The following is a 12637-nucleotide window of genomic DNA, read 5'->3' on the forward strand; positions in this document are numbered from 1 at the left end:
TAACGCGATATAGTTTTTTCGGTCAAGCTTGAGTATGTCGCGTACTACTCGTCTTCGTCGTCGACGGGCTCGCCGTGCTCGGCCCGGATGGCCCGGCGCCACTCCTCGGCACCCTTGGCGTCGGGTTCCTCGTTGTGGTGCGCACCCTCGCCGGCCTCGATGCGCGCGGCGATGTCGTGGCACCAGCGGGCCTCGGCCTCGCAGCGCGCCAGGGTCAGCTCGAACTGCCAGCCGACGTGCGGCGGCTTGTGCTCCATCCACTGGTCCACGTTGTCGCGATAGGTCTTGGTCCAGTCCTCGAGCAGCCGGGCCCGGGCCCGCAGCGCGCCCGCCGCCTCCGCGCGCGGCAGGTGCGGCAGGAACGCGAAGGCGGCCAGGAACGGGTCGTGCGGCTCCTGGTACTCCCACCAGTACCGCCGCAGCAGCGCCTGGTACTCCGCCGTGCCCGCCGCGGTCAGCCGGTAGAGGGTGCGCGCCGGCCGGTTGCCCACCTGCTCGGTCGCGACCTCCTCGAGCAGCCCTTCCTCGGTCATCCGGCGCAGGGCGTGGTAGATCGAGCCCGGCTGGACGTTGGCCCAGCTCTCGACGTTCCAGCTGGTCAGCTCCTTGCGGATGTCGTAGCCGTGGACGGGCTGCAGGTACGACACGAGGCCCAGGATCATCAGACGCGTAGTGGACACGATGTAAGCGTAATAGCCAAGTTTGACTAAGCGTCGGGAGTGACTTTCTTGGCAACGGAAAGTGTCGGACCCTGGGCATAGACTGCCTGCGTGCGCAAGGTACTGATCGCCAATCGGGGCGAAATCGCTGTTCGGGTCATCCGCGCCTGCCGTGACGCCGGCTTCGGCAGCGTCGCGGTCTACGCCGACTCCGATCGCGACGCGCTGCACGCCCGGCTGGCCGACGAGGCCTACGCGCTGGGCGGCGACTCGGCCGCGGAGACCTATCTGCGCATCGACAAGCTCGTCGACCTGGCGGCGCGGTCGGGGGCGGACGCAGTGCACCCGGGATACGGGTTCCTGTCCGAGAACGCGGACTTCGCCCAGGCCGTCCTCGACGCCGGGCTCACCTGGATCGGCCCGAGCCCGCAGTCCATCCGCGACCTCGGCGACAAGGTCACCGCCCGGCACATCGCCCAGCGCGCCGGCGCCCCGCTCGTGCCCGGCACCGCCGAGCCGGTCGCCGACGCCGACGAGATCATCGCGTTCGCGCGGGAGCACGGCCTCCCGGTCGCCATCAAGGCGGCCTTCGGCGGCGGCGGCCGCGGCCTCAAGGTCGCCCGCACGATCGAAGAGATCCCGTCGCTGTTCGAGTCGGCCGTGCGCGAGGCGGTGGCCGCGTTCGGGCGCGGCGAGTGCTTCGTCGAGCGCTACCTCGACCAGCCCCGCCACGTCGAGGCCCAGGTCCTCGCCGACCAGCACGGCAACGTGATCGTGGTCGGCACCCGCGACTGCTCGCTGCAGCGCCGGCACCAGAAGCTCGTCGAGGAGGCGCCGGCCCCCTTCCTCACCGACGAGCAGCGCGCGGAGATCCACTCCTCGGCGAAGGCCATCTGCCGCGAGGCGGGGTATCACGGGGCCGGGACGGTGGAATACCTCGTCGGCAACGACGGCACCATCTCCTTCCTCGAGGTCAACACCCGCCTGCAGGTCGAGCACCCGGTCAGCGAGGAGACCACCGGCATCGACCTCGTCCGCGAGCAGTTCCGCGTCGCCGACGGCGAGAAGCTCCGCTTCGACGCCGACCCCGTCCCGCGCGGCCACGCGATCGAGTTCCGCATCAACGGCGAGGACCCCGGCCGCGGCTTCCTGCCCGCCCCCGGCACCGTCACGCAGCTCACCCTGCCGACCGGCCCCGGCGTGCGGGTCGACACCGGCATCGAGTCGGGCAGCGTCATCGGCGGCAACTTCGACTCCCTGCTGGCCAAGGTCATCGTCATCGGCGAGACCCGCACCGAGGCCATCGAGCGCGCCCGCCGCGCCCTCGACGAGATGGTCGTCGAGGGCATGGCCACCGCCCTGACCTTCCACCGCAAGGTCCTGCGCGACCCGGCCTTCACCGACGAGCCCTTCCGCGTGCACACGCGCTGGATCGAGACCGAGTGGGTGAACGACGTGCCGCCCTTCGCGGCGCCGGCGACGGACGCCGCCGAGGTCGCGGAGCGCTCGACCGTGGTGGTCGAGGTCGGCGGCAAGCGGCTCGAGGTCACGCTGCCCGCCGGGTTCGGGGCGGGCGCGCCGGCCGCCCCCGCCGCGGCCCCGCGCAAGCGGGCGGCCGGCAAGAAGGCGGGCGCGGCGGCGAGCGGCGACGCCCTGACCAGCCCCATGCAGGGCACGATCGTGAAGATCGCGGTGGCCGAGGGGGACACCGTCGCCGAGGGGGACCTGGTCGTCGTGCTCGAGGCGATGAAGATGGAGCAGCCGCTCAACGCCCACAAGGCCGGCGTGGTGACCGGCCTGCAGGCGGCGGTGGGCGAGGTCGTGTCGGCGGGGGCGGTCATCGCGGAGATCAAGTCGTAGAGCATTGCTCGGGTCCGCGTCACCTGCGGACCGTTGCTCCCGCCAGACAAAAGGGCGGTCCGGATGGCCTTCGGCCGGAGGGACCGCCCTAGCCATGTCCGCGGTGCGTGCGCCGGCGCACCGGATCGCGGTGTCTCGTGGGGCGCCTTCGGCTCCGCGGCGCCGGCACCACTACGGTCCCGCTCGAGGCGCTGCCCGGCCGAGGCCGTCGAGGCGTTCTCGCTTCGGCGGGGTCCGCGGATCGGCTGGGCTGCCGGCCGTTGAGCGCCTGCTGGGGCGGTCGAAGGAGCGGCGCGGTTCTTGAGGGTTCGTCCCAGCGTGATGAGCTCTTTGTCGGTGAGCAGGTCGGCGTCGATGTGCAGGGTGCGGCGGGACTTGTGGAGCGGTCCTCCTTGAACCCGCGGTGGCCGTGGATCGCCAGTCGCATCCGTCGCCGGCCAGGCGGGACGTGGAAGGGATCCATCACCGCGACCTCCAAGATGGTCGGTTCGTGCGCCGGCCGCCGGATCACGGTGTCTCGTGGGGCGCCGATCCCGCTCGAGGCGCTGCCCGAGGCCGTCGAGGCGCGCGAAGGTCGTCCGTCACTCGGTCCTCGCTTCGATACGGTCCGCGGATCGGCCGGGCAGCGGGTCGCCCTGCGGTGCGGTGGCGAGGCGCCGGCCGTTGCGGGCGGCGGCGTCCCTCGCCCAGCCGCTGGTGGAGATGAGGCCGAGCGCGAGCACGGCGACGCCGCAGGCTCCGATGACGACCCAGGCGGCGTGGCTCGAGTGGACGAACCCGGCGCTGGAGCCGGCCACGATCGAGCCGGTGACCGCGACGCCGATGGCGCTGCCGAACTGGCGGGCGCTCGCGGCGAGCGCTCCGGCGACGCCGACCTGGTCGAGCGGCAGTCCGGAGACCGCGGTGTGGCTGACCGGCGGGCTGACCATGCCCGCGCCGAGGCCGAAGACGGCGTAGGCGACCAGCAGGTAGGCGCGGTGGGTGTGCGCGGTCAGGGCGACGAGGAGGAAGGCGCCGGTGGCCAGGAGCGCGCCGCCCAGCGTGAGGGCGAAGCGGTCTTTCCGGGCGGCTGCTGAGCGAGGCGTGCAGGTCCCTGCTGATCGCCGGGAGCGCCCCGTTGACGATCGTGAGGTTGATGCCGGTCACGCCCACGCTGAGACAGCAGATCGCCAGCACGAGCCAGCCGACACCTGATGCGGCCTACGGCGAACGAGGTGAAGGTCAGGCGGCGTGAGCCCCCGTCCGGGCGTGCATCGGGACCGCGACCACCGCGGTGCCGTACGCGCACAGCTCGACCCACGTGTTCGTCACGTCCCGATGGTCGAAGCGCATCCCCACGATCGCGTTCGCCCCGCGGTTCTCCGCCGCCTGGACCATCTGGCCCACGGCCCGCGCCCGCGTCTGGACCAGGAACTGGGACATGTCCTGGCCCGGCCCGCCCTCCGTCGAGCGCAGGCCGGCCGCGAACGGGTTGCGGGACGTAGCGACAACGCCGATCACCTCGCCCAGCACGGCGGTGATCTCGTAACCGGGTAAGCCCTCGGTCGTTACTACCAGCACAAAATTGATGGTATGCACAGGTATAACCTTTACGGGGCGATCTGGGTGAATCATCCGATATCTGACCCGAATCGCCGGCGCGGAAATCCCGCGCCTCCGGCCGGAGACGAGGTATCCGCTCGGCGGCCGAACGAACCCCGCCACCCCGCAAATCAACCCCGGATCACCTGCGCCGGCCGCTCAGCCGTGGCTCACCTGGGCCGACGGGGTCACGCCGATGCCGGCCGCGAAGCGCAGCAGCACGTCCTGCGGCAGCGCCGCCGCCGGGCTCACCTGCAGTATCAGCGAGCGGCCGCCGTCCACCGGGACCTGCAGGAACTGCACCTCCGGCGTCGTCGTCAGCCACGCCTGGCGCTCGCCCACGCGGACGCCGGCCGTCGACGGGCCCGCGAACTTCGGCTGCAGGCCCGGCTCCTCGTCCAGCTGCACGACCAGCTTGAACAGGAAGCCCGCGGTGGGGTCGGTGCCGGGCGGGGCGAACGTCACCACCGCGGGACTGATGTCGTCCACCGTCCAGCCGGACGGCATCAGCGTGAAGGTGAACGGCGTCTCGGCCTTGACGCCGCCGGGCTTGAGCGCCTCCGCGTACGCGATCAGCAGCGGCACCGCCGTGCCCGCGTCCGCGTCGAGGCGCAGCCAGGTGCGGGCCGACGGCTGCCAGACGAGCGAGACGCGGGGGCTCGAGTCCGGGTTCGTCTGGTCGTCGTCCGACCAGGCCCACTCGTAGACCGTGGCCGCCCGCCCGGCGACCACGGCCTGGGTCGCGCGGGACCGCGCGGTCGGGGCCGGGGGCTGCGAGTCGTAGACGGTCACCGTCACCGAGGCGGTCGTCGGCAGGGTCTGGAACAGCGTCAGGCGGTCCGCGGTCAGCGAGATCATCGGGGTGCCGTAGCCGCCGCCGGTGGGCGGCGAGACCGGGAACACCAGGGACGGCGGCACCGTGGCGGCCACGAGCGTGGCCGGGCGCGCGGAGAACCAGGCCGTGGCGGACGGGACCGGGACGGACCGGGCGGGAGAGGACGGGACGGGCGAGGCGGGAGAGGACGGGGCGGGCGAGGCGGGAGAGGACGGGGCGGCCACGAGGGCCGGGGGCGCGCCGCGCAGGGCGAACGGGACGGCGGCGCCGATCGCGACCAGGGCCGCGGCGCCCGAGGCGAGGGCGGCCAGGCGGACGCGGCGGCCGCGGCGGGCGGACTCGGTCGTGACGGTGGTCAGCATCGACACGCCGGGCGGGGCGTCGCCCGCGAACTGGCGCAGGGCGTCGCGGAGCCGGGCCTCGACCTCGTCGTCGTTCATGATCTGCCTCCCGGCGCGGGGGCGGCCTCCCGGTCACTGGCCAGGGCCGCCCGGAGCTTCTTCAGGGCGTGGAACGCGTGTACTCGTACGGTGGACTCGGCGCACCCGAGGAGCCGGGCGATCTCGGCGTCCGGAAGGTCCTCGTAGTAGCGCAGGACCACGACGGCGCGCTGCGACCGGGGCAGCGTGCGCAGCAGGACCCACATGGCGCCGGTCTCGGCGACCCGGGCCGCCGGATCGGCCGTCGCGAGCTCGGGCAGCTCGGCTATGGGTCGTTCGGCGAACGAGCGGCGGCGGCGCCACGACAGGTACTGCCGCAGCATCGTCTTTCGCACATAGGGCTCGGGCCCCTCCTCCCCCACGATCCCGGACCAGCGGCGATGGGCCCGCACGAGCGCCTCCTGCACGAGGTCCTCGGCGAGGTGCCGGTCCCCGGTGAGCAGGTAGGCGAAGCGCAGCAGGCCCTGCGACCGCCCGTGCACGAACTCGGTGAACTCGATCTGCACGGCACCTCTCCCCCACGGCTCCACCGACGTAGACGAGGGATCCGGCCCCGGACGTTTACGGGTCGCGCGGAGCGGGATCGTCGTACTGCCCGGAGCGCCCCCCGTACTCCCGCCCGTCGACGATCGGCCAGGCGTTGGCGACGCAGCCGTGCAGCCCCAGCGTCTGCTGCTGCATCACCGGCGCGGGCCGGCCGGGGCCGGGGCACAGCTCGTGGCCGTGGTAGAGCCGGTGCCCGGTCTCGTGATTGATCACGTACTGCCGATAGGTGACCAGGTCCGAGCCGTAATCGGGCACGCCCCGCACCCAGCGCGCCACGTTGATGACCACGCTGTCGCCGTTGCGGCAGGAGGTGTACCGGTCGTAGGAGCTGCCGCAGAGCCGGTCCCGCGTCGCCGGGGTCGCGAGGTAGATCGTGAAGTCGAAGCGGTCCCCGGCCCCGGCCCGGCGCAGCCGCCACTTGCCGGTGCCGGGCCAGCTGCGCGGGTCGGCGAAGACCGCCTCGACGGCCTCGGCGAACCCGGCGGCGGAGATGCCCGTGATGTCCCGCTCGACGGCGATGCGGTAGGTCAGCAGCTGCCCGGCGGTACCGATGACGGGACCTCCGGCCGGCGCGACCTCATAGTCGCCTCGCCCCTCCGCCGGATAGCCGATCTCGGGGGCCACCGCGCGCGCGGGCTCGCGGCTCGCCTCAGGAGACGGGCTCTTCAAAGGAACAGAAGACGCCGCGGGCGCGGAACAGGCAGCCAGGGCCAGCACAGCCAGCCCCGCACCCACGACTCGAAGAACACTCACATGGACACTGACGGCTCCAGGGCCTCGTCGTGTTTAGGCGGCCGGCACGCGGATTCGAGCAGGGCCAGCGCCTCGGCGACCGGCAGCGCGGCGACCGAGCCGTCCCGCGAGCGCAGCGAGACGGTGCCCGCGGCCGCCTCGTTCGCCCCGATGACCGCCACGAACGGCACCCGGCGGCGGGCGGCGTCGCGGATGCGGGCGGAGAGGCTGCCGGAGTACGACTCCTCGATGCGCAGCCCGAGCGCCCGGGCGCGCCCGAGGAACCCGCGCACGTCCGCGTCCCCGACGGGCAGCACCTCCAGCTGCACCGGCGCGAACCACGCCGGGAACGCGCCGTCGTGCACCTCGATCAGGTGCGCGAAGAGCCGCTCCATGCTCCCCGCGGCGCTGCGGTGCACCATCACGGGCCGCTTCCGGGCGCCGCCGGCGTCCACGTAGGACAGGTCGAACCGGGCCGGCATGTAGTAGTCGACCTGGACGGTGGCGAGGGTGCTCTCCCGGCCGGCGTGGTCGAGCAGCTGGATGTCGATCTTCGGCCCGTAGAAGGCGGCCTCGCCAGGCCCGTCGACGTAGTCCACGCCCGCGGCCGCGAGCGCCCGGCGCAGCACCGCGGTCCCGCGCTGCCACAGGTCAGGGTCGTCGACGTACTTCGGCCCGTCCCCGCGCAGCGACAGCCGCCACGACGACGGCGCGAAGCCGAGCGCCCGGTGCGCCTCCCGCATCACCGACAGCGCCGCGACCACCTCGGCCTCGACCTGGTCCTCGGCGCAGAAGACGTGCCCGTCGTTGAGGGATATCGCGCGTACCCGCGACAGCCCGCCGAGCACCCCGGAGCGCTCGGCGCGGTACTGCCCGCCGATCTCGCCGATGCGCAGGGGCAGCTCGCGGTAGGAGCGCCCGCGCGCGGCGAACACCGCGGCGTGGTGCGGGCACAGGCTCGGCCGCAGCACGAACGCGTTGTCGGCATCGAGCTCCATCGGCGGGAACATGTCGTCGGCGTAGTGCGGCAGGTGCCCGGAGCGGTGGTACATCTCGGCCTTGGCCAGCGGCGGGGAGTACACGTGCCGATAGCCGTGCCGCCGCTCCAGGTCGATCAGGTAGTCCTCGACGGCGCGCCGGGCCGCGGCGCCCCGGGGCAGCCAGAGCGGCAGCCCGGCGCCGACGAGCGGGTCGGAGTGGAACAGCTCGAGCTCGCGGCCGAGCTTGCGGTGGTCCTGCATGACGAACTCCTCGAGACGCGGGAAGCGCCGCCTCGGGCCACAAAAAAGCTCCGGAGCGCGGCGCCCCGGAGCGGAAGGTTGCTGACGTCGATCAGCGCCGCCGGGGAAGGCCCGGCGTCGTCGTGGACAGTGCGCTGCGACTCATGCCGCCGAGAATAGCGCGCCACGCGCGCGACGGTCCGGGTATAAATGCCCGGTGCCCGAAGGTCACACCATCCACCGCCTCGCCGAGCGGCACCGCAAGCTGTTCGCGGGCCGCCCCGTCGCCGTCGGCAGCCCGCAGGGGCGCTTCGCCGCGGACGCGTCGCGGGTCGACGGCCGCGTGTTCGAGGACGCCTCCGCGCACGGCAAGCACCTGTTCCACCACTACGCGAGCGGCGAGACGGTGCACGTGCACCTGGGGCTGTACGGCAAGTGCACCGACGGCGACGGCCCGCCGCCCGCGCCCGTGGGCGAGATCCGGATGCGGCTGGCCAACGGCGAGCACTGGCTCGACCTGCGCGGGCCGGCCGCCTGCGAGCTGCTCGACCCCGCGCAGCTGGACGCCCTGCACGCCCGGCTCGGGCCCGACCCGCTCGACGACGGCAGCGACGGCGGCAAGGCGTACGACGCCATCCGCGGCTCCGGGCGGCCGCTCATGGCGCTGCTCATGGACCAGTCGATCGTGGCCGGGGCCGGGCTCATCTACGTGACCGAGTCGCTGTTCCGGGCCGGGCTGCCGCCGACCACGCCGGGCACGAAGCTCAGCCGCCGCAAGTGGAACGACATCTGGGCGGACCTGCGCACCCTGATGCGCGCGGGCGTGGCCGAGGGGCGCATCGACACCGTCCACAGCGCCCACACGCCGGAGGCGATGGGCCGGGCGCCGCGGGTGGACCGGCACGGCGGGGAGGTGTACGTGTACCGCCGCACCGGCCAGCCGTGTCTCGTGTGCGCCTCGCCCGTGCGCACCGCGGTGCTGAGCGCGCGCAACGCGTACTGGTGCCCGCGCTGCCAGCGGGCGCGCTGATGGTCGCGTCGGTGGAGATGTACCTGGACGAGCGTGCGTCCCGCCGCATCCGGGTGCTCTGGGACCAGCTCGAGGAGCTGGGCGTGCAGTCGCTGCGGACCCCGCACGACGGCCGGCACCGCCCGCACGTGACCCTGTCCGTGGCCCGGCAGCTCGACCCGGAGGCGGTGGCCGCGGCGCTGGCCGGCACCCGGGTCGCGGAGCCGCTGCGGGTCAACTTCCCAGTACGCCGGCGTCTTCGTCGGCCGCGTGGTCTTCCTCGGCCCGGCCCCGACCCCGGAGCTGGTCGCGCACCAGGCGCGCGTCCACGGCCTGCTCAGCGCGGCGGGCATGGCCTCGCTGCCGCTCTACGAGCCCGGCGAGTGGGTGCCGCACTCGACGGTGTCGATGCGGGTGCCCCGGCCGCTGCTCACCGAGGCCCTGCGCCGCTGCCTGGAGTCGCTGCCGATCGAGGCCACGGTGACCCGGGCGGCCGTCGCCGACTACGCCCGGGGCATCTTCCGGGAAATTCCCTAGCGCAGGACTCGGGTCCGCGGGGGTGCGGACCGTCGCTGCCGTCAGCGCCTGGTCTGGGTCGGTCTCCGCGAAGCCTCACCGAGCCAGACTGGGCGAACCGCTGGGCGCTGCGCGCCGACGCTGCCAGGTCCGCGGCTGGTCACCCCGGCCAGATGTCACTCCCCCGGCGCCCCCGGCCGGGCTCAGTCCTCGTCGTGCTGCATGAGCTGGCGCGCGGCCTCCGCGATCGAGCCCGAGATCGACGGGTAGATCGTGATCGTGTGGGCCAGCTGGTCGACGCTGAGGTGGTTCTCCACCGCCATCGCGATCGGCATGATCAGCTCGCTGGCCTTCGGGGCGACCACGACGCCGCCGACCACCAGGCCGGAGGCCGGGCGGCAGAAGATCTTCACGAAGCCGTCGTCGAGCCCGTCCATCTTGGCCCGGGCGTTGCCGGCCAGGGGCAGCATCACCGCGCGGGCCGGCACCCGGCCGCTGTCGATGTCGGACTGGGTGATGCCGACCGACGCGAGCTCCGGGTCGGTGAACACGTTCGCGGCGACCGTGCGCAGCTTCAGCGGGGCGACCGCCTCGCCGAGCGCGTGCCACATCGCGATCCGGCCCTGCATGGCGGCGACACTCGCGAGGGGCAGCAGCCCGGTGCAGTCGCCGGCCGCGTAGATCCCGGGCACGTTGGTGCGCGAGACCCGGTCGACGGTGACGTATCCGCCCGCCGCGACCTCCACCCCGTATTCCGCGAGGCCCAGCGAGGACGTCTGCGGCACCGACCCCACGCACATGAGCACGTGGGAGCCCTCGACGACCCGCCCGTCGGCGAGCTCGACCTCGACCCCGCCGGCCGTGCGGCGCGCGGCCGAGGCGCGGGAGTTGTTGAGGATCGTCATGCCCCGGGTCCGGAAGACCCGCTCGATCGCCATGGCGGCGTCGGGGTCCTCGTGCGGCATGACCCGGTCGCGGCTGGAGACGAGCGTCACATCGACGCCCATGGCCAGGTAGGCGGAGGCGAACTCGGCGCCGGTCACACCCGAACCGACCACGATGAGCTTCTCGGGCAACTGGGGCAGGTCGTACACCTGGCGCCAGTCGAGGATCCGCTCCCCGTCCGGCGCCGCGGACGCCAGCACCCGCGGGGTGGCGCCGGTGGCGAGCAACACCGTGGAGGCGGCGATCACATACGGAGCGTCACCGTCGGCCGGCGTCACCCGAACGGCGTGGGTGTGACCGAGCGTGTCCTCTCCGAGGCGCGCAGTGCCCGTGACGAACTCCACACCGGCCTTGAGGAGCTTCGCGTGGATGTCGCCGGACTGCGCGTGGGCGAGCCGCTTCACCCGCTGGTGCACCGCCGGGCCGTCCACCCGCACGTCGGGCCCCTCGGGGCCGATGACCCCGAACGCCTCCGTGTCCAGGTGCGCGGTGACCACAGATGAGCTGGCGATGAAGGTCTTGCTGGGCACACAGTCGTGCAGCACGCAGGCGCCCCCGGCGCCCTCGGCCTCGATCACGGTCACCTGGGCGTCCAGCTGCGCGGCGACCAGGGCCGCCTCGTAGCCCGCCGGGCCACCTCCGATGATCACGATCCGGCCCACGCCAGCCACCCCTCCTCGGGTCTTCTGATGCCATTCTCCCCCGCGGGGGCAACGCTGCGTCGCCGGGCTACCCGCTCGGCCCATGGCGCGCCGACGAGTGGATCTGAATCCGACACGCTCAGCAGTATTCTCTCGCGTACCCGGTCGGGTTTATCGTCATCGCCGTGCGTCATTACGCCGCGTATGGCTCGAACCTGGACCCTGCCCGCATGCGGGCCTACTGTCCGTATTCGCCGATGATCGGGACCGGCTGGCTCGAGGGCTGGCGGCTGACCTTCGCCGGGGAGGACGTCCTCGGCTGGGAGGGCTCGGTCACCACGATCGTCGAGTCGCCGGGCGACCGGGTCTTCGTGGCGCTGTACGACGTGCACCCCAACGACGAGAAGCAGCTCGACGAGGTCGAGGGCGCGCTCGCCGGCACGTATCGCAAGCTCCACCTGCGCGTGGCCACCCTCGACGGCGAGGAGACCGCGTGGGTCTACGTGTTCAACGGCTACGAGGGCGGGCTGCCCACCGCGTGGTATCTCGCCGAGATCGCCAACGCCGCCGCGAAGGCGGGGGCCCCGGCCGACTACCTCGAGGCCCTGCGCGCCCGCCCGACGAAGACGGCGATGCCCTAGCGCGTCCGCTCGTACATGTCGGCGGCGAAGGCCACGGTCATCCCCGCGTTCGTGTAGAGGTGATACGCCCCGGTCGGGTTGGTGAGGTCGACGCCCAGCCCGGCCGTCGTGCGCCCCTTCGCCGCGTAGATCGCGAAGGCCGCCCGCAGGAGCGCGCCGCCGATCCCGGTCCCGCGGTGCCCGCGCAGCACGGCCAGGTTCTTCACCCAGCCCTCGCCCCGCTCGACGCCCTGGTCGGCCGACTGCAGCGCGCCGACGATCGCGCCGCCGGCCTCGGCCACGAGCCACTCGTCCCAGCTCACCGACGGCAGCGCGGCCAGGGCGGCCCGCCAGTCCGCGTAGGAGGTGGGCACGAAGTCGGGGGTGTCGGCGAAGGCGGTCTGCAGCACCTCGTGGAAGCGGGGCAGCTCCGCGTCGCGCACGACCCGCACTCCGAACCGGGGGTCGGGCGGCCGCTCCTCGCCGGTCAGCGCGCGGGTCATCCGGGCTTGGCGCTTGCGGAAGGCGAAGCCGCGGGCGGTGAGCGCCTCGACGTAGGCGGTCTCGCTGGGCACCACCCCGGCGCGCACGATCTCGGCGCCGCGCTCGGCCACCCGGGCCAGGGCCAGGTCCAGCAGCGGGCCGAAGGCGGGCCAGCCGTCCGGCGGCGCCGCGTAGACCTCCACGTTGTCGCGCGGGCCGCGCTCGGGATTGTCGACGTACGCCCACGCCAGCGCGGTCCCGTCCGGCCCGAACGCCAGCCAGGCATCGGCGGCCGGGTCCAGGTGCGGCGCGGTGAGGGTCGCGACGACCTCCTCCTCGGTCCAGTCCGGCTCCCCGAGAGACGCGATGTCGCTCGCCCTGGTCACGGCCAGGATCGCGGCCACGTCACGCAGCGAACACCCGCGAATCGTCCACCCCGGCAGGTCCATGGGAGCAACTTAAGGCCTGTTTCACAACTGGGGTAGGAGCGAGGCGGAGTCCAGATTTCGGCTGCGCGTGCCCCGCGGAGGCCTGGCTACCTGAAACAGGC

At 73.3% G+C, this 12637-nt stretch carries 12 protein-coding genes and 1 pseudogene; 4 read left to right on the forward strand and 9 right to left on the reverse strand.

Going from position 1 to position 12637, the window contains the following annotated elements; all coding sequences use genetic code 11:
• Positions 1-44 precede the first annotated feature (44 nt).
• Positions 45-680: a PadR family transcriptional regulator gene (locus ABT369_RS12315; RefSeq protein ID WP_350611806.1), complete on the reverse strand. Its 636-nt coding sequence runs from the start codon at positions 678-680 to the stop codon at positions 45-47.
• A gap of 90 nt (positions 681-770) precedes the next feature.
• On the opposite strand from ABT369_RS12315, the gene ABT369_RS12320 reads away from it, so the two are divergent.
• Positions 771-2519: an acetyl/propionyl/methylcrotonyl-CoA carboxylase subunit alpha gene (locus tag ABT369_RS12320; protein ID WP_350611807.1), complete on the forward strand. Its 1749-nt coding sequence runs from the start codon at positions 771-773 to the stop codon at positions 2517-2519.
• A gap of 581 nt (positions 2520-3100) precedes the next feature.
• Here ABT369_RS12320 and ABT369_RS12325 read toward each other — a convergent pair.
• The 6 genes and pseudogenes from ABT369_RS12325 to thrS form a co-directional block, all read right to left on the reverse strand.
• A complete protein-coding gene (locus ABT369_RS12325; protein ID WP_350611808.1) occupies positions 3101-3448 on the reverse strand; it encodes a hypothetical protein in 348 nt (115 codons plus the stop codon).
• A 292-nt stretch (positions 3449-3740) separates the two neighbouring features.
• Positions 3741-4079, reverse strand: a complete 339-nt coding sequence (locus ABT369_RS12330; protein ID WP_350611809.1) for a YbjQ family protein — start codon at positions 4077-4079, stop codon at positions 3741-3743.
• A 180-nt stretch (positions 4080-4259) separates the two neighbouring features.
• The gene (locus ABT369_RS12335; protein WP_350611810.1) at positions 4260-5375 is read right to left on the reverse strand and encodes a hypothetical protein; all 1116 of its coding nucleotides are present in this window, start codon (positions 5373-5375) and stop codon (positions 4260-4262) included.
• Positions 5372-5881, reverse strand: coding sequence for a SigE family RNA polymerase sigma factor (locus ABT369_RS12340; protein WP_350611811.1), 510 nt, complete (start codon positions 5879-5881; stop codon positions 5372-5374). The genes ABT369_RS12335 and ABT369_RS12340 overlap by 4 nt, the downstream gene beginning before the upstream one ends.
• A 55-nt stretch (positions 5882-5936) precedes the next feature.
• The gene (locus tag ABT369_RS12345) at positions 5937-6590 is read right to left on the reverse strand and encodes a DUF3152 domain-containing protein (protein ID WP_350611812.1); all 654 of its coding nucleotides are present in this window, start codon (positions 6588-6590) and stop codon (positions 5937-5939) included.
• Positions 6591-6670: 80 nt separating this feature from the next.
• Positions 6671-7900 (reverse strand): annotated as a pseudogene (gene thrS / locus ABT369_RS12350) (threonine--tRNA ligase); the annotation flags it as partial.
• Positions 7901-8090: 190 nt separating this feature from the next.
• Here thrS and ABT369_RS12355 point away from each other — a divergent pair.
• Both ABT369_RS12355 and ABT369_RS12360 read left to right on the forward strand, forming a co-directional pair.
• A complete protein-coding gene (locus ABT369_RS12355; RefSeq protein WP_350611813.1) occupies positions 8091-8903 on the forward strand; it encodes an Fpg/Nei family DNA glycosylase in 813 nt (270 codons plus the stop codon).
• 249 nt (positions 8904-9152) lie between these two features.
• Positions 9153-9419, forward strand: a complete 267-nt coding sequence (locus ABT369_RS12360) for a 2'-5' RNA ligase family protein (RefSeq protein WP_350611814.1) — start codon at positions 9153-9155, stop codon at positions 9417-9419.
• A gap of 182 nt (positions 9420-9601) precedes the next feature.
• On the opposite strand, the gene ABT369_RS12365 is transcribed toward ABT369_RS12360, so the two are convergent.
• Positions 9602-11014: an NAD(P)H-quinone dehydrogenase gene (locus tag ABT369_RS12365; protein ID WP_350611815.1), complete on the reverse strand. Its 1413-nt coding sequence runs from the start codon at positions 11012-11014 to the stop codon at positions 9602-9604.
• Positions 11015-11169: 155 nt separating this feature from the next.
• On the opposite strand from ABT369_RS12365, the gene ABT369_RS12370 reads away from it, so the two are divergent.
• Positions 11170-11625 (forward strand): gamma-glutamylcyclotransferase family protein, encoded by a 456-nt coding sequence (locus tag ABT369_RS12370; RefSeq protein ID WP_344616602.1) that lies wholly within the window; start codon positions 11170-11172, stop codon positions 11623-11625.
• Here the strand turns inward: ABT369_RS12370 and ABT369_RS12375 are convergent.
• On the reverse strand, positions 11622-12536 hold the full coding sequence (locus ABT369_RS12375; protein WP_350611816.1) for a GNAT family N-acetyltransferase: 915 nt from the start codon (positions 12534-12536) through the stop codon (positions 11622-11624). The genes ABT369_RS12370 and ABT369_RS12375 overlap by 4 nt on opposite strands.
• Between the last annotated feature and the right edge of the window lie 101 nt (positions 12537-12637).

The sequence above is a fragment of the Dactylosporangium sp. NPDC000244 genome (assembly GCF_040300725.1).
Taxonomy (GTDB): domain Bacteria; phylum Actinomycetota; class Actinomycetes; order Mycobacteriales; family Micromonosporaceae; genus Dactylosporangium.

What these genes read in the sequence shown, in the direction of transcription:
- ABT369_RS12325 (WP_350611808.1), bottom strand. Translation starts at nt 3,448, where the DNA reads ATGGTCAGCCCGCCGGTCAGCCACACCGCGGTCTCCGGACTGCCGCTC.
- ABT369_RS12335 (WP_350611810.1), bottom strand. Translation starts at nt 5,375, where the DNA reads ATGAACGACGACGAGGTCGAGGCCCGGCTCCGCGACGCCCTGCGCCAG.
- ABT369_RS12375 (WP_350611816.1), bottom strand. Translation starts at nt 12,536, where the DNA reads ATGGACCTGCCGGGGTGGACGATTCGCGGGTGTTCGCTGCGTGACGTG.